Source organism: Microbacterium jejuense, from assembly GCF_039544225.1.
Taxonomy (GTDB): domain Bacteria; phylum Actinomycetota; class Actinomycetes; order Actinomycetales; family Microbacteriaceae; genus Microbacterium; species Microbacterium jejuense.
In genome coordinates, this window is sequence record NZ_BAABLG010000002.1 from 182,988 (window position 1) to 207,789 (window position 24,802).

Genomic DNA, 24,802 nt, shown 5'->3' on the forward strand with positions numbered 1-24,802 from the left:
ATGCCGGTCGCCGTCGTGTCGACTGCGACCGCCCAACGTGAGCCGCTCGGTCGTCGAGCGAGCGTCAGCGAGACGAACGCAGTCGCCAGAGGAGCCTCGGGGATGCCGTTGCTCCCGGCTGCTCGCGGGGTCGAGTGGGCCCCACCCGTCGGATGAGCGTCGGTGTTCATGGTAGGGGTGGATGCCGGAAAAAAGCTGATCAGAACCGATTTCGGATCTTGTGGTCCTCGAACAGATCTTCTAAACTGAAGGTATGACCCAACCCGCCGCTCCTCCCTTCCATGAGGGTGGTGAGGGCTGGTTCCCGCCGGTGCCGGATGCGGTGGATCTGGTGGTGGAGGCATCGACGATGGTGTCGGTGTTCGCCGCGCAGCGCTACGCCCGCGTGGACGCGATGCGCCGCGACCAGGTCGCGCAGGCGCGGCGGTTCGGGGCGGGCGAGGTCGAGCTGGTGGAGCGGTCGATCCGGTTGGAGCTGGCCGCGGCGATGCGGGTGACCGAGTACGCGGCGGGCCGGTTGATCGTGGTCGCTGAGGCGCTGGTGCGGTCGTATCCGGCCGCGTGGGAGGCATTGGCCGGTGGCCGGATCACCGAGAAGCATGCCGAGGTGCTGGTGGATCTGCTCGGTGAGCTGCCGGACGGGGCGAGTGAGGCATTCGTAGCCGACGCGGTGGCGTTGGCCGAGGCGGAGCCGGTGGGCACGTTCCGGCGGGCGTTGCGGGCCCGGGTCACCGCGGCGCAGGCGGAGGCGTTGGAGGACCGGTATGTCCGCGCGGTCGCGGGCCGGCGGATTGTCGTGGAGCCGGGCGTGGATGGCATGGGCGATCTGTGGGTGCACGCCCCGCTGGTGGAGCTGCACGCGATCGAGGGTCGCGTGACGGCGATGGCCAAGGCGATCAAGACGGCCGGTGACCAGCGGACGTTGGATCAGCTCCGTGCCGATGTGGTGTGTGATCTGCTGATCGACGGCACCACCGAGGCGATGCCGGCGGTGGTGTCGGGAATCCGCGCGCAGGTCGTGGTCACGGTCCCCGTGCTCGGCCTGCTCGACGACGACCGGGGCGACTCGGGGGATCTTCCGGTGGTGGAGGGTGTCGGTCCGATCCCGCTCTCGCGGGCGCGGGATCTGTGCGGCGGGGCCGGCACATGGATGCGGGTGCTCACCCATCCCGAGACCGGGATGGTGCTCTCCGTCGGCCGGGATCGTTATGAGCCCCCGGCGGCGCTGCGGAGGTTGGTGAAGTGGCGGGCAGACCGGTGCATGGCACCGGGGTGTGTGATGCCCGCCTCCCGATGCGAGATCGACCACCAGATCCGGTGGGCCGACGGCGGTCACACCGGGTTGGCGAACAACACCCCGTTCTGCAGAGGACACCACTTGATCAAGGACAACACCGCCTGGCGGGTCAGGCAGGTCCCCGGATCGGGCGGGGTGATCGAGTGGACCTCACCCACCGGGCGAAGATACCTCGTCACACCCGAACGCCGCGTCCCCGTCTTCACCACACCCGCACCAGAACCCGCGCCACCCTTCTGACACGGCGGCCGACATGCCCACAGCGGAGGGTGCCGGCCGCCGTCGTTCAGCGCGGCGGCAGCTGCTGCAGCGTGAAGGTGTTGCCGTCGGGGTCGTCGAACTGCACGAAGCGGCCCCATGCCTGTTCGTCGACGCCCTGCGCATCGACGTCGACGCCGCGCAGGTGCGCGAGAGCCTCGTCGGCGTCGGGCACGACGAGCTGGATCGTGTTCTGGCGCCCCGGCTCCAGGGTGTTGCCGAGTCCCGTGCCGAATGCGATCGAGCACGCCGAGCCGGGCGGGGTCACCTGCACGAAGCGCAGCCCCTCGAACGGGGTCTGGTCGTGATCGACGTTCCAGCCGATCCGTTCGTAGAACTCCTTCGCGCGATCGACGTCGGTGACCGGCACGTAGATGAGCTCGATCTTCCAGTCCATGGTTCTCCCTCTCTGCGGTGAAGCGGGTCCCCTCCGCGCCCGAGGCTACGCCGAGGCGCCGACACGCGCGGGTGTCGGACTGTTTCGCGCGCCGGGGAATACCTGCGGATCCCTCTCGTTGAACTTGACATCGCTTGTGTCAAGTTCAAGACTTGATGCCTATCCACTCAAGTTTCAGGAGATGGAATGCCCGAAGACTTCACTCCCCAGGCCGGTGACGGCAGCGCGTTCGACGACTTCCTGGCGCGTTACCTCGCCGGCGAGCGCGCCCGCGAGGAGCGCTCGATCGACCTCAGCCGCTTCCTCGGCGCACGCACGCAGGAGCTGCTGCAGCGCGCAGGCAAGTACGCGCTCGACCGCGGTCAGCGCGAGCTCGACGCCCTGCACGTGCTGCGCATCCTCGCCGCCGAGGCGCCTGCGCGCGAGGCCATCCGCGGCATCGGCGCCGACCCCGACGCGATCGTGCGCGCCACCGAGGAGCGCCTGCCGGCGGCATCCCGCCCGGCCGACGTCGACGGCGCCGTCATCACGCCGTCGGTGCAGCGCGCGCTGTTCCACTCGTTCCAGGTCGCCCGTTCGTCGGGGTCCACCTACGTCGACCCCGAGCACCTGTTCTTCGCCCTCGTGCTCGCGCAGGACACGCCCGCCGGTCAAGTGCTGGCGCGCGCCGGCGTCACCGCCGAGGCGCTCACGCAGAGCGTGCGCGAGACCGTCACCCCGGCGGGTGCGTCGTCGGCGGACGCAGAGCCGGATGCCGCGGCATCCACTTCTCCGATGCTCGACATGTACGGCACCGACCTCACCGCACGCGCCGTCGCGGGCGGGCTCGACCCCGTGATCGGGCGCGCCGACGAGATCGAGCAGACGATCGAGATCCTCAGCCGCCGCACCAAGAACAACCCGGTGCTGGTGGGCGAGGCCGGCGTCGGCAAGACCGCGATCGTCGAGGGGCTCGCCCAGGCGATCGTCGACGGCGCCGTGCCCGAGCAGTTGCTCGGCAAGCGGGTCGTCGCGCTGGACCTGCCGGCGATGCTGGCGGGCACGCGCTACCGCGGCGACTTCGAGGAGCGCCTCACCAAGACGATGGACGAGATCTCGGCGCACAAGGGCGAGCTCATCGTCTTCATCGACGAGGTGCACACCGTCGTCGGCGCCGGCGGCGCGGGCGACGGCGGCATGGACGCCGGCAACATCCTCAAGCCCCGCCTCGCGCGCGGCGAGCTGCACCTGGTCGGCGCGACCACTCTCAAGGAGTACCGCGTCATCGAGAAGGACCCGGCGCTGGAGCGGCGCTTCCAGCCGGTGCGCGTCGGCGAGCCCTCGATCGAGGATGCGCTGCTGATCCTGCGCGGCCTGAAGTCCGCGTACGAGGAGCACCACGGCATCGTGTACACCGACGAGGCGCTGCGCGCCGCCGTCGAGCTGAGCGACCGCTACCTGACCGAGCGCGTGCTGCCCGACAAGGCGATCGACCTCATCGACCAGGCCGGAGCGCGGCTGCGCCTGCGGCTCGGATCGAAGGTGGACGTGAGCGCGCTCGTGGAGCGCTTGGCGACCCTCGAGGCCGACAAGAACGCCGCGGTCTCGGCCGAGCACTACGAAGAGGCGTCGCAGATCCGCGATCAGATCGCCGATGTCCAGGGGCGCCTGGAGCGGGCCACCGCTGCCGGCGCCGCCACGACGACCGCCGCGATCGTCGACGAGCCCGAGATCGCCGCGGTGATCAGCCGCGCCACCGGCATCCCCGTCAACCGCCTCACCGAGACCGAGCGCGAGCGTCTCGCCTCGCTCGAGGACGAGCTGCACGACCGCGTGATCGGGCAGGACGACGCGGTCACGGCGGTCGCCAAGGCCGTGCGCCGCAACCGCACCGGCATGGGCGACGCCCGTCGGCCCGTGGGCTCGTTCCTGTTCCTCGGCCCCACCGGCGTCGGCAAGACCGAGCTGGCCAAGGCCCTCGCCGCGAGCCTGTTCGACGACGAGGGCGCCGTGATCCGCTTCGACATGAGCGAGTTCGGCGAGCGGCACACCGTGTCGCGCCTGGTCGGCGCCCCTCCCGGATACGTCGGATACGACGAGGCGGGGCAGCTCACCGAGCGCGTGCGGCGCAACCCGTACTCGATCGTGCTGTTCGACGAGATCGAGAAGGCGCACCCCGACGTGTTCAACCTGCTGCTGCAGGTGCTCGACGACGGTCGGCTGACCGACGGCCAGGGCCGCACGGTCGACTTCCGCAACACGGTCGTCGTGATGACCTCGAACCTCGGTTCGGAGTTCCTCGCCTCGCGCGGCGGCGCCATCGGCTTCCTCGCAGACGGCGGCGGCTCGACCGGGTTCGGCTCCGAGAAGGACCTGCGCGACCGCGTGTTCGCGAAGCTCCGCGAGGCGATGCGGCCCGAGTTCCTCAACCGCATCGACGAGATCGTGCTGTTCCGCAAGCTCGAGAAACCGCAGCTGCAGAGCATCGTGCGACTGCTGCTGGCGGCATCCGACGCCCGTCTCGCCAAGCGCGACATCGGCCTGGTCGTGACCGACGAGGCCGTGGCGTGGCTCGCCGAGAACGGGTACGAGCCCGAGTACGGCGCCCGGCCGCTGCGCCGGCTCATCCAGCGCGAGGTCGACGACCGCATCGCCGACCTGCTCGTGACGGGTGCGCTCAGCGACGGCGGGACGGTGACGGTGGATGCCGCAGCCGACGCGCTGACCGTGCTCGCGGCCGCGCCGTTCGCCGCCGCGGCCTGAGCCTCCGCCGACACCCGCGATGTTCTCGTCGCGAGTGTCGGCGGCTCCTGCCAGAGTGGGTCCATGACCCGCATCGGTGCGATCTTCAACCCGTACACGCACACCCCCGACGAATTCCACGACGCCGTGATCGCGGCCGAGCGGGCGGGTGTGCCCGAGCTGTGGGTGTGGGAGGACTGCTTCAAGCAGTCGTCCTTCGCCACGGTGGGCGCGGCGCTCGCGTGGACCGAGAATCTCAAGGTCGGGATCGGCATCGCGCCCATGCCGCTGCGCAACGTCGCGGCGACCGCGATGGAGATCGCGACGCTGGAGCGGCTGTTCCCCGGGCGCCTGCTGCCGGGTGTCGGGCACGGCGTGCTGCCGTGGATGGGGCAGGTGGGCGCGCGCGTCGCCTCGCCGCTGACCCTGATGCGAGAGTACGTGCCGGCGCTGCGCGGCCTGCTTGCCGGTGAGCGGGTGAGCGTCGACGGGCGATACGTGAAGCTCGACGATGTCGTCCTGGACTATCCGCCGACCGTCGCCCCACGGATCTACGCCGCCGCCGAGGGGCCCAAGACCGTGCGGCTCAGCGGCGAGGTGGCGGACGGCTCGGTGCTCGACTCGCGGCACACCGTCGAAGAGCTCGCCGAGCGGGTCGCGTCGATCCGGGCCGGCCGAGCGGATGCCGGGCGTCCGGGGGCGCAGGACCAGCGCGCCCACGAGCACGACACCGTGGCGTTCGTCGTCGCGACCTTCGGCGCGGACGCCGAGGCCCGCGCGCTGGCCGATGTCGGCGACGACCATCCCGATCCCGGTGCGCGGGCGCTGTGGGGGACGCCCGAGCAGGTCGCCGAGGGTGCACGTGCGTACTTCGCCGCGGGGATCGACGAGGTGATCCTGCAGCCCTCGTCGCGGGTCGACCTCGTCGAGTTCTACGACGCGGCCGGCGAGGTCGCCCGTCTCGTGGCGGCGGTCGAATGAGCGCACCCGTCTCGCTCGGCATCGCCGCGGCTGCCGGCGTCGAGGTCGCCGCCCTGCTCGCACCCGCGGCCGAGCGTGCGGGGTTCCACGCGCTCTGGGTCAACGACACCCCCGGCGCCGACGCGTTCGAGGTGCTCGCGGCGGCTGCCGCCGTGACCGACCGACTCGTGCTCGCGACCGGTGTGCTGCCGGTCGACCGGCGCACACCCGAGTCGATCGTGGCTCGCGTGGATGCGCTGGGTCTGCCGGTGGATCGGCTCGTGCTGGGCATCGGGTCCGGCTCCGGCGGCGCGGTCGGCGCACTGGCGCGGGTGAGGGATGCCGCCGCCGCCCTGCGCGCCGGATCCGATGCGAGCGTGGTCGTGGGTGCGCTGGGCCCCAAGATGCGGCGGCTCGGGGCCGGGGCATCCGACGGCGTCCTGCTCAGCTGGCTGACGCCGGAGGCCGCGCGTGCGCAGACGGACGCCGCGCACGAGGTCTCGCCCGCGGCCCGAGCCGCCCTCTACGTGCGGGCGGCGACGGATCCGGCCGCCCTGGACCGGCTGCAGAACGAGGCCGCGCGCTACGCGGGGTATCCGTCGTACGCGGCCAACTTCGCCCGCCTCGGCATCGCCGCGGCCGACACCGTGCTGCGCCCGCAGGGCTTCGCCGCCGAACTCGCCGCCTACCGCGAAGCGGCCGACGAAGTCGTGCTGCGGGCGATCGTCTCGGGTGACGACCCCGCCGACTATCTGGCGTTCACGGCGTCTGCCGCCGACGCGATGACTGCGGGGTGACCCATGCTGCTCGCGGAGCTCGTGACGGTGACGGATGCCGTCGCCGCGACGTCGTCGCGCCTGGCCAAGGTCGCGGCGCTTGCCGAGCTGCTGCGCCGGCTCGAGCCTGACGAGATCGGCCCGGCGGTGGGGTTCCTGCTGGCGTCGCCGCGGCAGGGGCGTCTCGGGGTCGGCTGGCGGAGCGTCACGAGCCTCGACGTCGCGCACGCGGCCGAACCCGGTCTCACGGTCCTCGACGTCGACGCGGCGCTCGATCGTCTGGCCGCGGCCGAGGGACCCGGGTCGGCGTCCGCCCGCGCCGCCGAGCTGAAGGGGCTCGCGGGTCGGGCCACCTCGGGGGAGTGGGACCTGCTCACCCGGATCATGCTCGGCGAGCTGCGCACCGGGGCGCTGGAGGGCGTGCTCCTCGACGCTGTCGCGCAGGCCGCGGACCGGGCCGCGCCGTCGGTGCGCCGCGCGGCCATGCTCTCGGGCGACGTCGGAGAGACGGCCCGGCTGGCGCTCACCGGCACCGCCGCCGAGCTCGGCGCCGTCGGCCTGCAGGTGGGGCGCCCTGTCATGCCGATGCTCGCATCGACCGCGTCGAGCGTGGCCGACGCCCTCGCGACGATCGGCGGGCCGCAGGCCCGAGGTGCGGCATCCATCGAGTTCAAACTCGACGGCGCACGCATCCAGGTGCACCGCGACGGCGACGAGGTTCACGTCTACACCCGCAGCCTTGCCGACATCACGCACCGCGTGCCCGAGATCGTCGAGGCTGCACGGCAGCTGCCGGCAGAGCGGGTGATCCTCGACGGCGAGACCCTCACCCTCGACGAGGACGGCGCGCCGCGCCCGTTCCAGGACACGATGGCGCGGTTCGGCTCCGAGTCCGAGGTCGCGGCCCTGCTGCGACCGTGGTTCTTCGACATCCTGCATCTCGACGGCCGCGACCTCATCGACGAGCCGCTGTCGACGAGACTCGAAGCGCTCGCCCGCGTCGCCGGCGCCGCACGGATGCCCGGAATCGTCACCGACGACGTTGCGCAGGCGGAGGCCTTCTCGCGCGATGCGCTCGCGGCCGGGCACGAGGGCGTCATGGTGAAGGCGCTCGACGCGCCGTATGCGGCAGGGCGACGCGGTAAGAGCTGGCTCAAGGTCAAGCCCGTGCTCACCTACGACCTGGTGGTGCTGGCCGTCGAACCCGGCTCCGGCCGGCGCACCGGGTTGCTGTCGAATCTGCACCTCGGCGCGCTCGATCCGATGGGCGAGTTCGGCGAGCCCGGCGGCTTCGTCATGGTCGGAAAGACGTTCAAGGGCCTCACCGACGCGACCCTGCGCTGGCAGACCGAGCACTTCCCGACCATCGAGACGCGCCGCTCGGCCTACGCTCTGCACGTGCGGCCGGTGACGGTCGTCGAGATCGCGATCGACGGCGTGCAGCGTTCGAGCCGCTACCCCGGCGGCATCGCCCTGCGGTTCGCCCGGGTCAAGGGGTACCGGCCCGACAAGCGCGCCGACGAGGCCGACACGATCCAGACGCTGCGTGCGCTGCTGCGCGGCTGAGCGGTCCGTCATGCGCATCGTCGTGCTCACCGGCGCCGGCATCTCGGCCGAGAGCGGGGTGCCCACGTTCCGCGGCCCCGACGGGCTGTGGGAGGGGCACCGCGTCGAAGACGTCGCGACGCCCGAAGGGTACGCCGCAGACCCCGATGCCGTGCTGGCGTTCTACGACGCGCGGCGCCGGGCGCTGGGGAGCGTCGTCCCGAATGCGGCGCACCGCGCGCTCGCACGCCTGGAAGGCGCGATCGGGGACGATCTGCTCGTCGTGACGCAGAACGTCGACGATCTGCATGACCGCGCCGGCAGTCGCAACCTCGTGCACATGCACGGCGAACTGCGTCGCGCCCGCTGTCTGGCATGCGATGCGCGGCCGGTCTGGGACGCCGACCTGATCGACCGGCCTGCGTGCCCGGAATGCGGAGAGCGGATGCTGCGCCCCGACGTCGTGTGGTTCGGCGAGATGCCGTACGGCCTGGACCGCATCGAGCAGGCGGTGGTCGCGAGCGACGTCTTCGTGTCGATCGGCACGTCTGGAGAGGTCTACCCGGCGGCCGGCTACGTCGCCCTCGCCGCGGCGTTCGGCGCGTGGACCGTGGAGCTCAACCTCGAGCCGAGCGACCCCGCCGTGCCGTTCGACGATGCGCGGGCAGGCCGCGCCGGCGACCTCGTGCCCGCGTGGGTGGACGAGGTGCTCGCGCTGCGCGCGTGACGGCGGACAGACGAAGAGCGCCGGGTGGAGGCATCCACCCGGCGCTCTTCGGCGACGCGCCGTCCGCTACATGCGCAGCCCGCCCGAGCGCACCCGGGAGAGCGCGTCGACGGAGGCGGCGAGGATCAGCACGCCGCCGGTGACGAGCAGGTTGATCCCCGACGGCAGCGAGAGCAGCCCGAGGCCGTTGGTGATCACGGCGATCACCAGCGCGCCGATCGCAGCGTGGACGAGTCGACCGCGTCCGCCGAACAGGCTGACGCCGCCGACGACGGCCGCCGCAACGCCGGAGAGCACGATGTCGCGCCCGACTGTCGCGTCGACCGACTGGATGCGGCTCACCGTGAACAGGGCGGCGGCCACCGCGAGCATCGAGCAGAGGACGAAGGCCCACCACTTGATCCAGCGCACCTTGACGCCCGAGCGGCGTGCCGCCTCGGCGTTGCCGCCGATGGCGTAGACGTAGCGACCGAACTTCGTGCGATCGAGCAGGAACGTGCCGAGCCACAGGATGACGAGCGTGACCGGGACGATGATCGGGACGCCTTGAACGGCGTGCAGCGCCGATCCGCGGTTCTCGTTGAGGACGAAGACCACGACGCCGCCGAGCACGGCGATGACGCCGAGCTTGATCCACACGAGCGCGAGCGCACGGTTGGGGACGCCGGCGCGGGTGCGCCGGGCCCGGTCCCAGAACGAGGTGGCAGCCGAGATCGCCAGCATGATCACCAGCATCACCCACCCGCCCCACACCGGCAGGTTGCCGTTCTGCAGCGCGATGAGCTCGGGCACCTCGATGCGGTACAGGCCGCCGTCGCCGATGATCAGCAGCGTCAGGCCCTGGTATCCGAGGAAGAGGCCCAACGTCACCACGAACGACGGGATGCCGACGCGGGCGACGAAGAAGCCGATGAGCGCGCCGGTGGCGAAGCCGACGCCGAACCCGATCAGCAGCGCCAACGGCCACGGCACGTGGAACTGCGAGTTCAGGACGACGAAGACCGCCATCGCGACACCGCCGGTGACGCCCGCGGACAGGTCGATCTCGCCGAGCAGCAGGACGAAGACCAGGGCCATGCCGAGCATCACGAGCGGCGCGGCCTGGTTGAGAAGATTGGCGAAGTTGCGCTCGGTGAGGAAGTAGGGGCTCAGCGCCGTGAAGAGTCCGCCGAGGACGACGAGCCCGCCGACGGCGGGCAGGGCGCCCATCTCGCCGCCGCGCACGCGCTGCCACCAGGCGCGGATCTGGTCGCCGAGCCCGCCCTCGACACCGCTGCCGATGAGGTCTCCGGCGACGGGGTCGGGCGCGGCTTCGGTGCGTGTCGTTGCGCTGCTCACTGTGAGCCTCCCTCGGTGCGGATGGTCTCGGTGCCCACGATCTGGACGTTGCCGAGGGTCTTCGTTCCGGTGATGTAGCCGACCACGTCGTCGCGCGTCGTGTCGGCCGTCGCGATCTGGGCGACCATCTGGCCGAGATACAGCACCGCGATGTCGTCGGCGACCTCGAAGACGTCGGCGAGGTTGTGACTGATGAGGACGACGGCGACGCCCTGCTCGGAGAGCCGCTTCACGAGGTTCAGCACCTGCTCGGTCTGAGCCACGCCGAGGGCGGCGGTCGGCTCGTCGAGGATCACCACGCGCGCCTTCTTGAGCACGGCGCGTGCGATCGCGACGGTCTGGCGCTGCCCGCCCGAAAGGCTCGAGACCTTTTGGCGGACGGACTTGACCGTCCGCACCGACAGGGAGCGGAGCGTGTCGGACGCCTCCTTCTCCATGCGGCCCTCGTCGAACGTGCCGGCCGACATCTCTTCGCGCCCGAGGAACATGTTCTGCACGATGTCGAGGTTGTCGCACAGCGCAAGGTCCTGATAGACGACCTCGATGCCCAGGCCCGACGCGTCGCGCGGCGCGTGCAGGTCTCGATGGACGCCGTCGATCAGGACCTCGCCCTCGTCGTAGGGCTGCACGCCGGCGAGGCCCTTGATCAGCGTGGACTTGCCGGCGCCGTTGTCGCCGACGAGGGCCGTCACCTTGCCGGGGCGGACCAGAAGGTCCACGCCCTTCAAGACGCTGACGGGCCCGAACGACTTCTTGACGCCGACGAGCTTGATGATCGGCTCGGCGCCGGTGCCCGCGAGGGCATCGGGGAGGGGTGGGGTGATGGTGTCTGACATGCTCGCTTCCTTGCGGGACTCGGCGGAACCGTCGCGCTGCGGAGGGCGCCGCGCCTGTCGACGCGACGCCCTCGCAGCGATGCGGTGCTTACTTGGTGACGCCGTACTGGTCGCAGGCGGCCTTGACGTCGGCGGTGCAGACATCGTCGTACGACGCGTCACCTGCGGCGACGACGTCCTTGACCTTGTCGGGTCCGACGAGGATCGGCGTGACCTGGATGTAGGGCGTGCCGTCGTCGAGCTTCGCGTCGGCGGACGGCTTGTCGCCCTTCAGCAGCGACACGGCAGTGTCGACCGCGGCGGTCGCCTCGTCCTTGACCGGCTTGTAGACGGTCGCCGTCTGCCAGCCGAGCAGGATGTACTGCAGCGCGCCGACCTGCGCGTCCTGGCCCGACACCGCGACGCCGGTCAGGTTGTTCTTCTGCAGGATCGAGATGACACCGGCCGCGTTGGCGTCGTTGGCCGACCACACACCGTCGACCTTGCCGCCGGTGGCGGTGAGGGCCTGCTCGAAGTTGGTCGCGGACTTGGCCTGGTCCCAGACACCGGCGGGCTCGGCGGCCGGCTTGATGCCTGCTGCCTCCATGACCTCGACGGCACCGTCGTGGAACATCTTGGCGTTGCCGTCGGTCGGGTCGCCGCCCATGTAGATGACGATCGCGGTCGCCGGGTCCTTGCCGGCGGCCTTCAGACCGTCGACGACCGTCTGCCCCTCGAGCTGACCGACCTGGTTGTTGTCGAACGACACGTAGTAGTCGGCGCCGGTGAAGGGGCGGTCGTAGGCGATCACGGGGATGCCCTCGGCCTTGGCCTTCTTGGCGACGCCCTCGGCGGCACCCTGGTAGTCGACGAGGAGCATGACGCCGCAGCCCTTGGTGAGCTGCTGGTCGGCGATCGTCGAGTACTTCGAGGTGTCACCCTGCGCGTTCTGGATGTCGACCTCGAAGCCGGCGTCGGTCAGGCCCGACTCCAGGTACTTGCGGTCGAAGTCTTCCCAGCGGTTCGACGAAGCCGAGTCGGGAAGGATGACGCACGCGCGGCCTTCGGCGCCGGCATCGCCGGTGCTGGTGTCCGTACCGCCGTCGTTGCTGCTGCTGGAACAGCCAGCCAGCACCATAGCGGCGGCGCCGGCGAGGGCGGCCGCAGCCAGGAATGAAGACTTCTTCATCTTTCGCCTTTCGTCATTGAAGCGAGCGAGGCCCAGGTTCGGTCCTGAGTGTTCATCGCTGAAAGCGATCATCGACGATGGGGATTCTTATCGTCAAGTCTTGAACGTAACGCTTTGGCAACGCACGTGGAACGTCGGCGTGTGCGCTGAGAGCGGTCTCAAAGAGAGAGCGCTTACCGTGCAGATTGCCCAGTCAATGGCATCAATTCACGAAGTTCTGCGCAGCAAGAGGAGAAGGTCAGTGGATGCCGCCATCACCCGTGTTCGTCAAATGAAGGCAGCGGTGCGTCGCGGGATTCAGGCGCGACCGGTCGCGGCGCGGGTGCGGCGTGACAGCGAGTCGACGATGACGGCGAGCACGAGCACCACGCCGGTGACCATGAACTGCACCGACGAGTCGAGGTTGAGCAGGGTCAGACCCGACGAGATGGACTGGATCACCACGATGCCGACGAGCGCCGAGAACGCCGATCCGCGGCCGCCGAACAGGCTCGTGCCGCCGATCACCGCCGCCGCGATCGCGTTGAGGTTGACGTCGCCGGTGCCCGAGCTCTGATTGGCCGACGCCAGTCGCGCGGCGGCCAGGATGCCGCCCACGGCCGCGAGCGTCGAGCACAGCGCGAACACCGACAGGTAGATCCGATCGACGCGGATGCCGGCGCGCCGCGCCGCCTCGACGGAGCCGCCTACGGCATAGACGGACCGGCCCCACCGTGTGCGAGTGAGCAGGAAGTTCATGACCACCACGAGGGCGAGGAAGAACAGGAACATCACGCCGACCCCGCGGTCGAGGTCGAGGTACCAGATCGCGGCCACCAGGAACACGAGCAGCGCGCCACTGCGCACCGCGATGGAGGTGTAGCTCTGACTCACGAGGTTGGCGGCCGCCCGCCGCTGCGCGTGTCGCACGCGCGACCACGCGTACGCACCCACGGAGGCCACGGCCAGGGCGTACGCCGCCCACGACGGCAGGAACAGCTGCTGCGCGAACTGCACGATCCACGAGTCGAACGGGATGGCGATCGAACCGGTCTCGCCGAGCACCCACAGCTGCAGCCCGAGGAAGCCGAGCAGGCCGGCGAGCGTGATGACGAAGCTCGGCAGCCCGAACCGCGTGAACAGATAGCCGTACAGGAGGCCGACGGCGCAGCCGATCGCGAGTGCCGCGATGATCGACACCACGAGGTTCCACTGCAGCTGGACGAACGTGACGGCGAGGACCGCAGCGGCCAGGCCCGACACGGAGCCGACCGAGAGGTCGATCTCGCCGACCAGCAGCACGACCACCACCCCGAGCGCGATCGTGCCGATCGCGGCGCACTGCATCGTGAGGTTGACGAGGTTCTCGCTGGAGAGGAACACCGGGTTGAGCGCCTGGAAGACCGACCAGATCACGACGATGCCGAGCACCACGGGCAGCGCACCCAGGTCGCCGCCGCGGATGCGCGCCACGAAGCCCTCGAACAGGGTGCGGATGCCGCTGCTGCTGAGCCGCCGCTCATCGGCGGTCTGCTCGGCGATCCGCTCGTCGCCGCGCGAGCTCATCGGCGTCCGTTCTCGCGGGGGTGCCGGCGGGAGCCGGCGTGGGGCATCCGGATGACAGTCCCGCCGGTGTCCTCGTCGACCGGGGCGACCAGCTCGGGGGCGACGGGGTCCGGGGCGGCGGTCGGCACCGGCGGCCGCCGGTCGGTGGCCGGGCGCACCGGTCCGACCGCGCCGGTGATGGCGGCGATCAGCGTCTCGCTCGTGACGTCGGCGACGTTGTATACGCCGTTGTTGCGGCCCAGCCGCAGCACGACGACGCGGTCGGCGACGGCGAGCACATCGGCCATGTTGTGGCTGATGAGGATCACGCCGTGGCCGCGTTCGCGGAGCCGTTCGATGAGGTTCAGCACCTCGGCGGTCTGCGCGACGCCGAGCGCGGCGGTCGGCTCGTCGAGGATCACGACCCTCGGCTCGCCGATCAGCGATCGCGCGATCGCGACGGTCTGGCGCTGCCCGCCCGAGAGCGAAGCGACGGGCACGCGGACCGAGGGGATCTTGGCCGACAGCTCGCGCAGCAGCGTCCAGGTGCGGCGCTCCATGTCGACCTCGTCGAGCGTCGCGCCGTCGCGCAGCTCGCGGCCGAGCCACAGGTTGGCGACGACGTCGAGGTTGTCGCAGAGTGCGAGGTCCTGGAAGATCGTCTCGATCCCGAGGTCCTGCGCGTCGGCGGGGGAGTCGATGTCGACCGGCTCGCCGTCGAACTCGATCGTGCCGGCGTCAGGCGGATGGACGCCCGCGAGCACCTTCACGAGAGTGGACTTGCCGGCGCCGTTGTCGCCGACGAGGGCGACGACCTCGCCCTCGTTGACCCAGAAGTCGACGTCGGTGAGCGCCTTGACGGCGCCGAAGCGCTTGCCGATGCCGCGCATCGTCAGCACTCGTTCGCGCGGTCGTCCCGTCCGCGGGTGCGTCATCGACATCCTCCGGACCCTACCCGATGCCCGCGGCCTCGCACGCATCGGCGTACGCCGGTGTGCAGATGTCATCGACCGTCCAGAACCCGTCGGCGACGACGGTCTGCATGATGTTGTCGACGGTGACCGCGACGGGGTCGAGCAGCGTCGACGGCGTGCCCTGGATCTCCAGCGGCGCGGTCACGGTCTCACCGTGCAGCAGTGCGACGGCGACCTCGGCCGCGAGGCGCGCCTGCGGCTTGATCGCCTTGTACACGGTCATGTACTGGTCGCCGGTGAGCAGCCGCTGGATCGCCGACAGCTCGGCGTCCTGGCCGGTGACGATCGGCCACGGGCTCACGTTCGCGACCCGCAGCGCGGCGACGGCCCCGCCCGCGGTGGCGTCGTTGGCGGCGTACACGCCGGCGATCTGGCCGCGATGCTGTGCGATCTGCCCCGACACCCATTCCTGGGCCTTCTCGGGGTTCCAGCCGGGGGTGTCGTACTCGGCGAGCACGTGCAGGCCGCTGTCGTCGATGATGCTGTGGGCGCCCTCTTTGAACAGTGCGGCGTTGCTGTCGGTGGGCGATCCGTTGACCATCAGGATGCCGCTGCCGTCGGCGAGGTCCTTCATGCCCTCGACGAACGCGGTGGCCTGCAGCACGCCGACCTTCTCGTTGTCGAACGAGACGTAATACGCCAGGTCGCCGCCCGCGATGAGCCGGTCGTACGAGATCACGGGCACGCCGCGCGTGTTGGCCGAGGTCACGATGCTGACTGCCGCGTTCGCGTCGACGGGGTCGAGCACGAGCACGCCGGCCCCCGCCGTGAGCGCGGACTCGGCCTGCTGCTGCTGCTTCGCGGCGTCCTGATCCGCGTTGGCGTAGAGCACCTTGTAGTCGCCGAGCTCGTCGACGCGCTCCTCGAACAGCGGCCGGTCGAACGTCTCGTAGCGCGCGGTCTTGGCGTCGGGCAGCAGCAGCGCGATCGTGGAGTCGTCGGGAGTGCTCTTGGGCGAGGGTGTCGCGGTGCACGCCGCGAGCATGGTCGCGCCGAGCAGGATCGTGGATGCCGCCGCCACGGCGCGTCGCAGGCCAGGGTGCGAGGGCAGACCGCGCGAGGGCGCCGGGCGCCGTCGCGGCCGGAGCAGTCGCGTGAGGGGCATCGGAAGAGCCTAAGCCGTGATCGGCAGGGTCGGTGCGCCGGGCAACGGGCCGGTGCCCGACATGCCGTCGAGGCCGGCCCCGGCATCCAGCACCGTCACGTGGTCGAGGGCGATCGCGATCGCGCCGCGGGTCTCGGCCCATTCGCCGAACGAGGCGCCGACGATCTCGGGCAGCCCGTCGGCCGAGGGCAGCGCGGTGCGCTCCAGCGAGTGCCGCATCGGCGCCATCAGGATCTCACCGGCCTGGCCGAGCTCGCCGCCCACGACGATCAGCTCGGGGTCGAACAGATTGCACAGGCTCGCCGCGGCGATGCCGATGTGGCGTCCGGCGTCGGCGATGACGCGCCGTGCGCTGCCGTCTCCGGCCTCGGCGGCCTGCAGCAGGTCGCCCAGACGGTGCATGCCCTCACTCGGCGGGAACAGCGACAGCAGTGCCGGTCCGCCCGCGTAGGTCTCCAGGCACCCGCGGTTGCTGCAGCGGCAGATCGGCCCGTTCTCGTCGAGCGTCACGTGCCCGATCTGGCCGGCCTTGCCGTTGACCCCGCGGAACAGGTCGCCGTCGACGACGAGTCCGGCGCTGATCGTGTGGCCGACGCGGATGAAGACACTGGATGCCGCCGCCCGGCCGTTCCCCTCGCGCGCTTCGGCGAGCCCGCCGAGGTTGGCTTCGCTGTCGACGTACACGGGGCGTCCGATGCGGATCGACAGCGACTCGGCGACGTCGACGCCCTCCCAGCCGCGCAGCAGACCCGGCGTCGACACGCGCCCGGTGCGCGGGTCGATGGGTGCGGGCAGAGCGAGGCCGACCGCCAGCAGGTCCGAGAGCGACCCGCCGATGGACTCCATCATGTCGCCGAGCAGCAGCGCCAGCCTGTCGAGCTCGGAGTCGTGGCGGTGGTCGAGGGGGAGCGGCAGCGAGGACTGCGTGACGATCGTGCGGGCCGTGTCGGCGATCGCGATGTGCAGGTGCCGCGAGCTGTAGTGCACTCCGGCGACGAGGCCGAGCCGGCGGGCGAGCGACACGAGGGTCGCGCGGCGGCCGCTGCTCGTGGTGAACGACGTGTGCAGCAGTCCCGAGGCGGTCAGCTCTTTGACGATGTTCGACACCGTCGCGGGGGACAGGCCGGTGCTGCCGGCCAGCTCGATCTGGGTGAGGCGGCCGTGGCGCTTGAGGGACTCGACGACGCGCGCGCGATTGGCCTCGCGCAGCGAGGTCTGCGAGCCCGGCGGGGCATTACGGCGTGCCACGGGTCACACTGTACCGGACCGGTGTTTTCCGGGGCCGGGTGTTGTGCGGACCAGGAAGCGAAGCGTGCGGTTCGGGGGCAGGCTGTCGCCGGGCATAGCATCGGAGGGCCATGCCCCCCATCGCCGAGGCGCTTCGCGCCGTCCTGCCGCCGGATGCCGTCACGACTGAGCGCGAGACGCTCGATCAGCTCAGCCACGACGACGCGGAATGGGCCGACTTCGGTCGTCCTGCCGCGGCCGTCTTCGCGTCGTCCCTCGAAGACGTCGTCGCGACTGTCGCCGCGGCGGCCGCGCATGGCGTCGCGGTGGTGCCGCGCGGTGCCGGCACCGGGCTGTCGGGCGGGGCGAACGCGATCGAGGGGTGCATCGTGCTCTCGCTCGAGCGGATGAACCGCGTCCTGAAGGTCGACACCGCCGAGCGGTACGCCGTGGTGGAGGCCGGGGTCCTCAACGACGATCTGCGGCAGCATGTGGCCGCCCAGGGCCTCTGGTATCCGCCGGACCCGGCGAGCCAGGCGATCTCGACCATCGGCGGGAACGTCGCGACCAATGCGGGCGGCATCTGCTGCGTGAAGTACGGAGTGACCCGCGACTACGTACTGGGCATGACAGTGGTGCTCGCCGACGGCACCGTTGCCCGACTCGGGCGAACGACGGCGAAGGGCGTGACGGGGTACGACCTGACCGGGCTCTTCGTCGGCTCCGAGGGGACGCTCGGCGTGATCGTCGACGTGACGGTGAAGCTTCGTCCGCTGGGCGGCCGCGAGGAGCGGGCCGTCGTCGGCTACTTCGGCACCCTCGCGGACGCCGGGCGCGCCGTGTCCGCGGTGACCGCGGCCGGCATCGTGCCCTCAGCGCTCGAACTCATCGATCGCACGTGCCTGCACGCCGTCGCCCGGTGGCAGGGCTGGCTGCTGCCCGAGGCGGCGGGGGCGCTGCTGCTGGCCAAGGTCGACGAGCCGGGCGCGCGCGGCGAGCAACTGGCGGCCGAGATCGAGGGGCTGTTCCGTCGCGCCGGCGGCAGCCGCGTCGAACGTGCGGTCGATCCTGCCGAGATCGACCGGCTGTTCGCGGCCCGGCGCCTCGCATACCCCGCGTTGGAGCGACTGGGGCCGGTACTCACCGAGGACGTCTGCGTCCCGCGAGGAGCCGTACCCGAGATGCTCGCACGCATCGAGGCGACGGCTGCCGAAGCTGACGTCGTGATCGCCAACATCGCCCACGCGGGCGACGGCAACCTGCATCCGCTCATCATCGCTCCAGAAGGCGACGACGCCGCGCGGTCGCGTGCGAAGCGGGCCTTCGATCGCATCGTCGACGATTGCCGCGCGCTGGGCGGGACGGTGACCGGTGAGCACGGCGTGGGGCTGCTCAAGCTTCCCGGCGCTGCCGAAGAGCTGAGCCCTGTCGTGCGCCGCATGCATCACGCGATCAAACACGCCCTCGATCCGGCCGGGATCCTCAACCCCGGCAAGGCCTTCCCGAACGGAGATTGACATGCCCGCGATCCGTGCTGACGACGGTGTCCGGCTGCAGTACGAGGCGGCCGGTGATCCGAACGGGCGTCCGGTCGTGCTGCTCGCGGGCTTCAAGGCCGCAGCGACCAGCTGGATGTATCAGGTGCCCGCGCTCGCTGGTGCCGGGTACCGTGTGCTGTCGGTCGACGTACGCGGGCACGGAGCGGGGGAGCGGCCCGAGAGCGGCGTCGACATGGCGCGGCGGGCTCGCGATGTGCGCGACATCCTCGACGCGCTGGACCTTCGTGACGTCGTGCTCATCGGCGGCTCGATGGGGGCGAGCACGATCTGGTCGTATCTGCATGCCGAGGGCGAGCAGCGCACTGCGGCCGTCGTGTCGGTCGACCAGACGCCGAAGATGCTCAATACCGAGGACTGGCCGCACGGGTTCTACGGCTACACACCCTCGAACGCCGACACGTACTTCGCCGAAGGCATCCCCGCCACCGGCCGCGGCACGCCGCTGGTGCGCCGCGGATTGCGGCTCGTCCGGCTGCTGCGGGCGATGAAGGGCGCTGAGCGGGCTCTCACCGCCGGCGAGCTCTCGCTCCTGCACGATCACGCGACCGCCGATTGGAGAGGCGTCATCGCGGCCACCGGGCTGCCGGTGCTGTTCGTCGCCGGGGCCGACAGCGAGTTCTGGCCGAGCTCGCACGCCGCGGCGTCCGCGGCGCTCGCGGCGCGAGGCGAGTCGGCCGTGATCGCTCACGACGGACACGCGGCGAACATCGAGCAGCCCCGGGCGTTCAACGCGGGACTGCTCGAGTTCCTCGCGCGGACCGCGCCGGCGTCCGGCCGGTAGACGGGGGCCTGTCGGTCGGCGACCCCGCGTCAGCGCCGTGACGGCGCCAGCCGGATGAGCACGATGTTGCCGGACTCGTCGACCTCGGCCACGTCGGGGTGGGCCTTGACGAACTCCGAGAAGCTCTTGTGGCCCAGGCCCTTCTCACTGAACGACGGGTCGAGGCGCTTGATGAGGCTCTTGACGGCCGACGCGTGCTGCCACTCCACGCCCTCTTTGTCGCTCTCCAGCCGGAGCGCGCGCTCGAGCAGGCTCTCGACAGGGTCGGCCGACGGCTTCTTCGCGCGGCGGCCGCTCTTGGCGGCACCGGCGGGTGCGGCATCCTTCTTCCCGGTCGGCGGCGCGGCGACGCCGGGGAGGGCGTCGTACGAGTCGAACTGGTCGCATGCCGCGGCCAGCGACTTGGCGGTGGAGCCGGCGACCCCGACGCCCACGACGAAGCGTCCGAGCCGCTTGCAGCGCTGTGCGAGCGGCACGTAGTCCGAGTCGCCCGCGACGATCACGACGTGGGTGAGGTCGGGGAGGCGGAACATGTCTTCGACCGCGTCGACCGCGAGGCGGATGTCGGCGCCGTTCTTGGCGTAGGCGGCCGCGGGGAACAGCTGCACGAGATCGACCGCGCGGGCGACGAGCTGCGAACGGTACTCGGCATTCACAGGTGACGACCAGTCGGCGTACGCGCGCGTGAGCACGAGCGTGCCGAACGACGTCGCGTAGTCGATGATCGCGCCGACGTCGATGGTGGCGGCCGCGAGGCGCTCGGCGATCTCGGGGTCCGAGGGGTTCGCGGCGATCTTCTGCCGGTCCCGCGAGTAGGAGTTCTTGCCGTGCACGCGGTCGTACCACGACATCACGATGTTGTCGAAGTCGAGATAGACGGCGACTCGGGCGCCCTGCAGGTCGGCCATGTCAGTCCTCCACGGGGTAGCGGACGCCCACGAGCGAGCGGATCTCGTCGAGGGTCGCCATGATCGCGACGCTCTCGTCGATCGGCAGCTCGTCCGAGTCGGTGCGCCCCGCCGCGACGATGCGCTCGGCCGCGAGCGCCTGATACTGCATCCCGCGTCCCTCGACCTCGGAGCGGTACTCCTCGAGCACGCTGCCGTCGGGCGCGACCACGCGGAACGAGGTCGGCGTGTACCAGACGCGGTCGATGTCGATGCGGGCGTCCGTGCCGACGATCGAGGCCGTGTTGGGCCCCGCCGAGCGCGACGAGGTCAGCGTGGTCGACAGTGCGCCGTTGGCGTGCGCCATGATCGTCGCGATCTCGGTGTCCGCGCCGGTCTCGCCCAGTCGCGCCGAGGCGACGACGGTGAGCGGCTCGCCGAGGATGTCCCACGCGAACGACACCGGATAGATGCCGAGATCCAGCAGCGCGCCGCCGCCGAGCTCCAGCGCGTTCAGCCGGTGCGCCGGATCACTCGTGATGCGCTGCGTGTGGTCGGCGGTGACGGCGCGGATCTCGCCGAGCACACCCGACGCGACGATCTCGCGGATGCGGATCATGTGCGGCAGGTAGCGGGTCCACATCGCCTCCATCGCGAGCAGCCCGCGCTCCGCGGCCGCCTCGCGCACCGCCTCGGCCTCGGCCGCGTTGAGCGTGAAGGGCTTCTCGACGAGCACGTGCTTGCCGGCTTCGAGGGCGAGGAGCGCCTGACCGGCGTGCATCGGGTGCGGCGTGGCGACGTAGACGATGTCGACGTCGGGGTCCGCGACGAGGTCCTCGTACGAGCCGTGCGCGTGCGGGATGCCGAAGTCGGCGGCGAACGCCTGAGCCGATTCGAGACGGCGCGACCCGACCGCCGCCACGTCGAGCCCCGCGGTGCGCAGGTCGCTCGTGAAGGCGCGGGCGATGCCGCCGGGGCCGAGGATGCCCCAGCGGAGGGATGCCTGAGAAGTCATGAGACCGAGGCTAGTGGCCTGCGTATGCTCTTCGCGTGAGTTCTTCCGTCGAACGCTTCCGCGAGCTGCTGCAGATCCCCACCGTGTCGCACGCCGACGAGGCCGAGACCGACTGGAGCGCGTTCGACGACTTCGCGGCCGCCGTCGTGCGGCTGTACCCGGCCCTCCACGCGCGCCTCGAACGCGAGGTCGTCGACGGCCACTCCCTGCTGTATCGCTGGCGGGGCGCGACCTCGGCGCTCCCGCTCGTGCTCATGGCCCACATCGACGTCGTGCCGGTCGTGCCCGAAGAGTGGGATCACGCCCCGTTCGCCGCCGAGATCGTCGGCGAGGGCGCGGATGCCGTCCTGCACGCGCGGGGGGCGATCGACGACAAGGGGTCCCTGGTCGCGATCCTCGAGGCCGTCGAGGAGCTCGCGGCCGAGGGCTTCGCGCCGGCGCGGGACGTGTACCTGTCGTTCGGCCACAACGAAGAGACGGCGGGCGGCGGCGCACAGGCGATCGTCGCCCTGCTGCGCGGGCGCGGCATCCGTCCGGGCCTCGTGCTCGACGAGGGCGGCGCCGTCGTCGACGGCGTGGTCCCCGGCGTGGCGGTGCCCACCGCGATGGTCGGCGTCGCCGAGCGCGGCGTCATGACTCTCGAGCTCACCGCGCGAGAGGGCGGCGGGCATGCGTCGACCCCGCCGTCGTTCCCCGCCACCGCACGCCTCGCGCGCGCGGTCGACCGACTGCACCGGCATCCCTTCCCGACGAGACTCGCCGCGCCGGTGCGCGCGATGCTCTCGACAGTGGCGCCGCACGCGCCGCAGCCCCTGCGGGCGCTGTTCCGCAGCCTCGCGGTGACCGGCCCGCTCGTGGCAGGCGTGCTGGCGCGGCTCGGGCCCGAGATGAACGCGACCGTGCGGACCACCGCGGTGGCCACGCGGCTGCGCGGCGCACCCGGCGACAACGTGCTGGCGACCTCGGCGACGGCCGCCGTGAACATCCGGCTGCTGACCGGCGACACCGTGGACGGTGCGACCGCGCGGGTGCGCCGGGTCATCGCCGACCCCGAGGTCGAGGTGACCCTGGCCCACGGTTCCGACCCGTCGCCGATCTCGCCGTGGCGCGGCGACCAGTGGCGCCGGATCGCCGCAGCGGTGACGGCATCGCTCGGCGAGGACGTCGTGACGCTGCCCTATCTGCAGCTGGGCGCCAGTGACAGCCGCTGGTTCACCGCGATCTCCGACAACGTGTACCGGTTCACGCCGTTCCACCTGACGCGGGCCGAGCGCGACGCGCTGCACGCCCACAACGAGCGCATCCGCGTCGAGGTGTGGCTGCGGGGGATCGGGTTCTACCGGGCGCTGGTCTCGGCGAGCTGACGATCCGCCTCGGCCGGGGTGAGGGCGGCGGCGACGCCGTCGAGCGCGCGGCGGAGGTCGTCGACGATGTCGTGCGCGTCCTCCAGGCCGATCGAGAGCCGCACCGTCGTCGGCGAGATGTAGGCCTCGGCGAGCTGCGCCGGCGACATGTGGCTGTGCGTCATCGACGCGGGGTGGGCCACGAGGCTGCGCGCATCGCCGATGTTCGCGACGAGGCGGATCACCTGCAGCCGGGAGATGAGGTCCTCGACGAGGCGGAAGTCCGCCTCGGCGTCGCCGGTGGCGCTCAGATCGAACGCGAACACCGAGCTCGCGCCGTCGGGCAGGTAGGTCGCGGCGTTCTCGCGCCACGGGCTGGACTCCAAGCTGGGGTGGTGCACGCGGGCGACGGCGGGGTGCTGCTCCAGGAATCGCGCGACCGTGAGCGCCGTCGCGGTGTGGCGCTCCATGCGCAGGTCGAGCGTCTCGAGCCCCTGCAGCAGCTGGAACGCGTTGAACGCCGACAGCGATGGGCCGAGGTCGTGCACGTACTTGGTCTTGACCAGCGCGATGTACGGCGATGCCGTCTCGCCGAAGCGCTCGACGAGGCTGCCGTCGGGCACGCGCGCGTAGGTCTGCGTCAGCTGCGGCCACCGTTCGGGCTCGGCCGTGAAGTCGAAGGTGCCGAGATCGACGACGACGCCGCCGAGCGACGTGCCGTGGCCGCCGAGGAACTTCGTCGCGGAGTGCACCACGATGTCGGCGCCGAAGTCCTTCGCGCGCTGCAGGTACGGGGTCGCGACGGTGTTGTCGATGACGAGGGGCACGCCCGCGCGCCGGGCGACGGCCGCGACAGCGCCGAGGTCGAGGACCTGGGCGATCGGGTTCGAGATCGACTCCGCGAACAGCGCGCGGGTGGTGGGGCGGACGGCGGCCTGCCAGGCGTCGAGGTCGTCCTGGTCGACGAAGGTGACCTCGATTCCCCAGTCGGCGAACGTGTCCTGCAGCAGGTCGACGGTGCCGCCGTACAGCTGCCGTGCCGCGACGATGTGCTCGCCCTGCTTCGCGAGGGCGAGGAGGGCGACCGCGACGGCCGCCTGGCCCGAGGCCACGCCCGCCGCCCCGATGCCGCCCTCGAGCTCGGCCACCCGGCGCTCGAACACGAGCACCGTGGGGTTGGCCGCACGGCTGTAGATGTTCCCGTCCTTGCGGAGGGCGAACAGGTCGCGCGCCTCGCTCAGCGACGCGAACTCGAAGCCGTTCGACTGGTGGATCGAGGGCACGGCGGTGTTCTCGGCGAGGCCCGACACGTAACCAGCCTGGACCTGCGCCGTCGCGAAGGAGCCCGACCTGGTCTGACGAGAGGGGGCGGAGCGACGAGTCTCTTCGGGCATGGGAACCATTGTCGGTCCCGCGCCTGGATGCGTGCTCGTCGTGTGTCGTACTGTTGCGGGCGCGGCCCGCGGGCGCCGGGTGGGCGGTACGCGCGCACGGGATGAGAATGGACGTGTGGCGCAGCTCATCACCCCCGCAGAACTCGACGTCCTCCTCCGCACCGGCACCCCCGTGCGCGTGCTCGACGTCCGCTATCGCCTCGACCAGCCCGACGGCCGCGCTGACCACGCTGCCGGCCATGTGCCCGGCGCCGTCTACGTCGACCTCGAGTCGGAGCTGTCGCGTCACGGTCGTCCCGATGAGGGGCGGCATCCGCTTCCCGCGCTCGCCGATCTGCAGGCGGCCGTCCGTCGCTGGGGACTGCGCAGGGGCGAGACGGTGGTCGTCTACGACGATGCGCGTGCGCTCGGTGCCTCGCGGGCGTGGTGGGCGCTCACCCGCTCGGGCATCGCCGACGTGCGGCTGCTCGACGGAGGCCTGCGCGGCTGGATCGATGGCGGCTTCGGACTCGAAACCGGTGCGGTCACGCCCGAGCCGGGAGACGCGGTGGTGCACGACATCGCCGAACCCGTGCTGTCGATCGACGATGCGGCCGGACTGCCCGCGAACGGGGTGCTCGTCGACGTGCGCGCGGCCGAGCGCTACCGCGGCGAGGTCGAGCCCATCGATCCGATCGCCGGGCACATCCCGGGCGCCGTGAACCTCGCGACGACGGCGTACATGGACGGCGAGCGGTTCCGGGATGCCGCCGCCCTCGCCGAGCTGTTCGCCTCGGTGGGCGTGGTGCCCGGCGCCGACGCGGCGGCGTACTGCGGCTCGGGCGTCACCGCCGCGCAGGCGGTGTTCGCCGCTGAGCTGGCCGGGCTGGAGCTCGCGCTCTACCCGGGCTCGTGGAGCCAGTGGTCGAACACTCCGGGCCGCCCGATCGCCACGGGCGCCGCCCCCGGGGAGGTCACCGGCACCGTGTGA

Annotated in this window: 21 protein-coding genes; 10 read left to right on the plus strand and 11 right to left on the minus strand. The window is 71.3% G+C overall.

Features of this window, described 5'->3' with window-relative positions:
- The first annotated feature begins 253 nt into the window (after positions 1–253).
- Entirely contained in the window at positions 254–1,537 is a 1,284-nt protein-coding gene (locus ABEA46_RS03235) for an HNH endonuclease signature motif containing protein (protein ID WP_345542914.1), read from the plus strand.
- 46 nt (positions 1,538–1,583) lie between these two features.
- Here ABEA46_RS03235 and ABEA46_RS03240 read toward each other — a convergent pair whose 3' ends face one another.
- Positions 1,584–1,952 carry a VOC family protein gene (locus ABEA46_RS03240; protein WP_345542915.1) on the minus strand — a complete coding sequence of 123 codons (369 nt, stop codon included), beginning with the start codon at positions 1,950–1,952 and terminating at the stop codon, positions 1,584–1,586.
- 186 nt (positions 1,953–2,138) lie between these two features.
- Here ABEA46_RS03240 and ABEA46_RS03245 point away from each other — a divergent pair, with 186 nt between their 5' ends.
- The 5 genes from ABEA46_RS03245 to ABEA46_RS03265 all read left to right on the plus strand — a co-directional run bounded on the left by ABEA46_RS03245 (position 2,139) and on the right by ABEA46_RS03265 (position 8,681).
- The gene (locus ABEA46_RS03245; RefSeq protein WP_345542916.1) at positions 2,139–4,694 is read left to right on the plus strand and encodes an ATP-dependent Clp protease ATP-binding subunit; all 2,556 of its coding nucleotides are present in this window, start codon (positions 2,139–2,141) and stop codon (positions 4,692–4,694) included.
- 63 nt (positions 4,695–4,757) lie between these two features.
- Positions 4,758–5,654: an LLM class flavin-dependent oxidoreductase gene (locus ABEA46_RS03250; RefSeq protein WP_345542917.1), complete on the plus strand. Its 897-nt coding sequence runs from the start codon at positions 4,758–4,760 to the stop codon at positions 5,652–5,654.
- Positions 5,651–6,430 (plus strand): LLM class flavin-dependent oxidoreductase, encoded by a 780-nt coding sequence (locus ABEA46_RS03255; RefSeq protein WP_345542918.1) that lies wholly within the window; start codon positions 5,651–5,653, stop codon positions 6,428–6,430. The genes ABEA46_RS03250 and ABEA46_RS03255 overlap by 4 nt, the downstream gene beginning before the upstream one ends.
- Positions 6,431–6,433: 3 nt before the next feature.
- Complete coding sequence (locus ABEA46_RS03260; protein WP_345542919.1) at positions 6,434–7,975, plus strand: ATP-dependent DNA ligase; 1,542 nt, start codon at positions 6,434–6,436, stop codon at positions 7,973–7,975.
- Between the two features lie 10 nt (positions 7,976–7,985).
- A complete protein-coding gene (locus ABEA46_RS03265) occupies positions 7,986–8,681 on the plus strand; it encodes an NAD-dependent deacylase (RefSeq protein ID WP_345542920.1) in 696 nt (231 codons plus the stop codon).
- Between the two features lie 66 nt (positions 8,682–8,747).
- On the opposite strand, the gene ABEA46_RS03270 is transcribed toward ABEA46_RS03265, so the two are convergent.
- The 7 genes from ABEA46_RS03270 to ABEA46_RS03300 form a co-directional block, all read right to left on the minus strand.
- Entirely contained in the window at positions 8,748–10,019 is a 1,272-nt protein-coding gene (locus ABEA46_RS03270; RefSeq protein ID WP_345542921.1) for a sugar ABC transporter permease, read from the minus strand.
- Positions 10,016–10,855 carry an ATP-binding cassette domain-containing protein gene (locus ABEA46_RS03275; protein ID WP_345542922.1) on the minus strand — a complete coding sequence of 280 codons (840 nt, stop codon included), beginning with the start codon at positions 10,853–10,855 and terminating at the stop codon, positions 10,016–10,018. Before ABEA46_RS03275 ends, ABEA46_RS03270 begins: the two co-directional genes overlap by 4 nt.
- Before the next feature lie 88 nt (positions 10,856–10,943).
- Positions 10,944–12,023, minus strand: coding sequence for a sugar ABC transporter substrate-binding protein (locus ABEA46_RS03280; protein ID WP_345542923.1), 1,080 nt, complete (start codon positions 12,021–12,023; stop codon positions 10,944–10,946).
- A 297-nt stretch (positions 12,024–12,320) separates the two neighbouring features.
- Complete coding sequence (locus ABEA46_RS03285; protein ID WP_345542924.1) at positions 12,321–13,568, minus strand: sugar ABC transporter permease; 1,248 nt, start codon at positions 13,566–13,568, stop codon at positions 12,321–12,323.
- On the minus strand, positions 13,565–14,488 hold the full coding sequence (locus ABEA46_RS03290) for an ATP-binding cassette domain-containing protein (protein WP_345542925.1): 924 nt from the start codon (positions 14,486–14,488) through the stop codon (positions 13,565–13,567). Before ABEA46_RS03290 ends, ABEA46_RS03285 begins: the two co-directional genes overlap by 4 nt.
- Before the next feature lie 10 nt (positions 14,489–14,498).
- Positions 14,499–15,626, minus strand: a complete 1,128-nt coding sequence (locus ABEA46_RS03295) for a sugar ABC transporter substrate-binding protein (RefSeq protein WP_345542926.1) — start codon at positions 15,624–15,626, stop codon at positions 14,499–14,501.
- 9 nt (positions 15,627–15,635) lie between these two features.
- Positions 15,636–16,874: an ROK family transcriptional regulator gene (locus ABEA46_RS03300; RefSeq protein WP_345542927.1), complete on the minus strand. Its 1,239-nt coding sequence runs from the start codon at positions 16,872–16,874 to the stop codon at positions 15,636–15,638.
- Positions 16,875–16,984: 110 nt separating this feature from the next.
- On the opposite strand from ABEA46_RS03300, the gene ABEA46_RS03305 reads away from it, so the two are divergent.
- Together ABEA46_RS03305 and ABEA46_RS03310 are read left to right on the plus strand one after the other, a co-directional pair.
- Entirely contained in the window at positions 16,985–18,370 is a 1,386-nt protein-coding gene (locus ABEA46_RS03305; protein WP_345542928.1) for an FAD-binding oxidoreductase, read from the plus strand.
- A gap of 1 nt (position 18,371) precedes the next feature.
- Entirely contained in the window at positions 18,372–19,193 is an 822-nt protein-coding gene (locus tag ABEA46_RS03310; protein WP_345542929.1) for an alpha/beta fold hydrolase, read from the plus strand.
- Positions 19,194–19,222: 29 nt separating this feature from the next.
- On the opposite strand, the gene ABEA46_RS03315 is transcribed toward ABEA46_RS03310, so the two are convergent.
- Complete coding sequence (locus ABEA46_RS03315; protein WP_345542930.1) at positions 19,223–20,101, minus strand: NYN domain-containing protein; 879 nt, start codon at positions 20,099–20,101, stop codon at positions 19,223–19,225.
- Position 20,102: 1 nt separating this feature from the next.
- Positions 20,103–21,095, minus strand: a complete 993-nt coding sequence (locus tag ABEA46_RS03320) for a Gfo/Idh/MocA family protein (protein WP_345542931.1) — start codon at positions 21,093–21,095, stop codon at positions 20,103–20,105.
- Between the two features lie 35 nt (positions 21,096–21,130).
- Between ABEA46_RS03320 and ABEA46_RS03325 the strand changes: the two genes are divergently transcribed.
- Entirely contained in the window at positions 21,131–22,459 is a 1,329-nt protein-coding gene (locus ABEA46_RS03325) for a M20/M25/M40 family metallo-hydrolase (protein WP_345542932.1), read from the plus strand.
- On the opposite strand, the gene ABEA46_RS03330 is transcribed toward ABEA46_RS03325, so the two are convergent.
- Positions 22,432–23,832 (minus strand): O-acetylhomoserine aminocarboxypropyltransferase/cysteine synthase family protein, encoded by a 1,401-nt coding sequence (locus tag ABEA46_RS03330; protein WP_345542933.1) that lies wholly within the window; start codon positions 23,830–23,832, stop codon positions 22,432–22,434. The genes ABEA46_RS03325 and ABEA46_RS03330 overlap by 28 nt on opposite strands.
- 115 nt (positions 23,833–23,947) lie before the next feature.
- Between ABEA46_RS03330 and ABEA46_RS03335 the strand changes: the two genes are divergently transcribed.
- On the plus strand, positions 23,948–24,802 hold the full coding sequence (locus tag ABEA46_RS03335) for a sulfurtransferase (protein ID WP_345542934.1): 855 nt from the start codon (positions 23,948–23,950) through the stop codon (positions 24,800–24,802).

What these genes read in the sequence shown, in the direction of transcription:
- ABEA46_RS03250 (WP_345542917.1), top strand. Translation starts at nt 4,758, where the DNA reads ATGACCCGCATCGGTGCGATCTTCAACCCGTACACGCACACCCCCGAC.
- ABEA46_RS03280 (WP_345542923.1), bottom strand. Translation starts at nt 12,023, where the DNA reads ATGAAGAAGTCTTCATTCCTGGCTGCGGCCGCCCTCGCCGGCGCCGCC.
- ABEA46_RS03245 (WP_345542916.1), top strand. Translation starts at nt 2,139, where the DNA reads ATGCCCGAAGACTTCACTCCCCAGGCCGGTGACGGCAGCGCGTTCGAC.
- ABEA46_RS03255 (WP_345542918.1), top strand. Translation starts at nt 5,651, where the DNA reads ATGAGCGCACCCGTCTCGCTCGGCATCGCCGCGGCTGCCGGCGTCGAG.
- ABEA46_RS03310 (WP_345542929.1), top strand. Translation starts at nt 18,372, where the DNA reads ATGCCCGCGATCCGTGCTGACGACGGTGTCCGGCTGCAGTACGAGGCG.
- ABEA46_RS03235 (WP_345542914.1), top strand. Translation starts at nt 254, where the DNA reads ATGACCCAACCCGCCGCTCCTCCCTTCCATGAGGGTGGTGAGGGCTGG.
- ABEA46_RS03240 (WP_345542915.1), bottom strand. Translation starts at nt 1,952, where the DNA reads ATGGACTGGAAGATCGAGCTCATCTACGTGCCGGTCACCGACGTCGAT.
- ABEA46_RS03265 (WP_345542920.1), top strand. Translation starts at nt 7,986, where the DNA reads ATGCGCATCGTCGTGCTCACCGGCGCCGGCATCTCGGCCGAGAGCGGG.
- ABEA46_RS03305 (WP_345542928.1), top strand. Translation starts at nt 16,985, where the DNA reads ATGCCCCCCATCGCCGAGGCGCTTCGCGCCGTCCTGCCGCCGGATGCC.
- ABEA46_RS03285 (WP_345542924.1), bottom strand. Translation starts at nt 13,568, where the DNA reads ATGAGCTCGCGCGGCGACGAGCGGATCGCCGAGCAGACCGCCGATGAG.
- ABEA46_RS03275 (WP_345542922.1), bottom strand. Translation starts at nt 10,855, where the DNA reads ATGTCAGACACCATCACCCCACCCCTCCCCGATGCCCTCGCGGGCACC.
- ABEA46_RS03290 (WP_345542925.1), bottom strand. Translation starts at nt 14,488, where the DNA reads ATGTCGATGACGCACCCGCGGACGGGACGACCGCGCGAACGAGTGCTG.
- ABEA46_RS03295 (WP_345542926.1), bottom strand. Translation starts at nt 15,626, where the DNA reads ATGCCCCTCACGCGACTGCTCCGGCCGCGACGGCGCCCGGCGCCCTCG.
- ABEA46_RS03315 (WP_345542930.1), bottom strand. Translation starts at nt 20,101, where the DNA reads ATGGCCGACCTGCAGGGCGCCCGAGTCGCCGTCTATCTCGACTTCGAC.
- ABEA46_RS03320 (WP_345542931.1), bottom strand. Translation starts at nt 21,095, where the DNA reads ATGACTTCTCAGGCATCCCTCCGCTGGGGCATCCTCGGCCCCGGCGGC.
- ABEA46_RS03330 (WP_345542933.1), bottom strand. Translation starts at nt 23,832, where the DNA reads ATGCCCGAAGAGACTCGTCGCTCCGCCCCCTCTCGTCAGACCAGGTCG.
- ABEA46_RS03260 (WP_345542919.1), top strand. Translation starts at nt 6,434, where the DNA reads ATGCTGCTCGCGGAGCTCGTGACGGTGACGGATGCCGTCGCCGCGACG.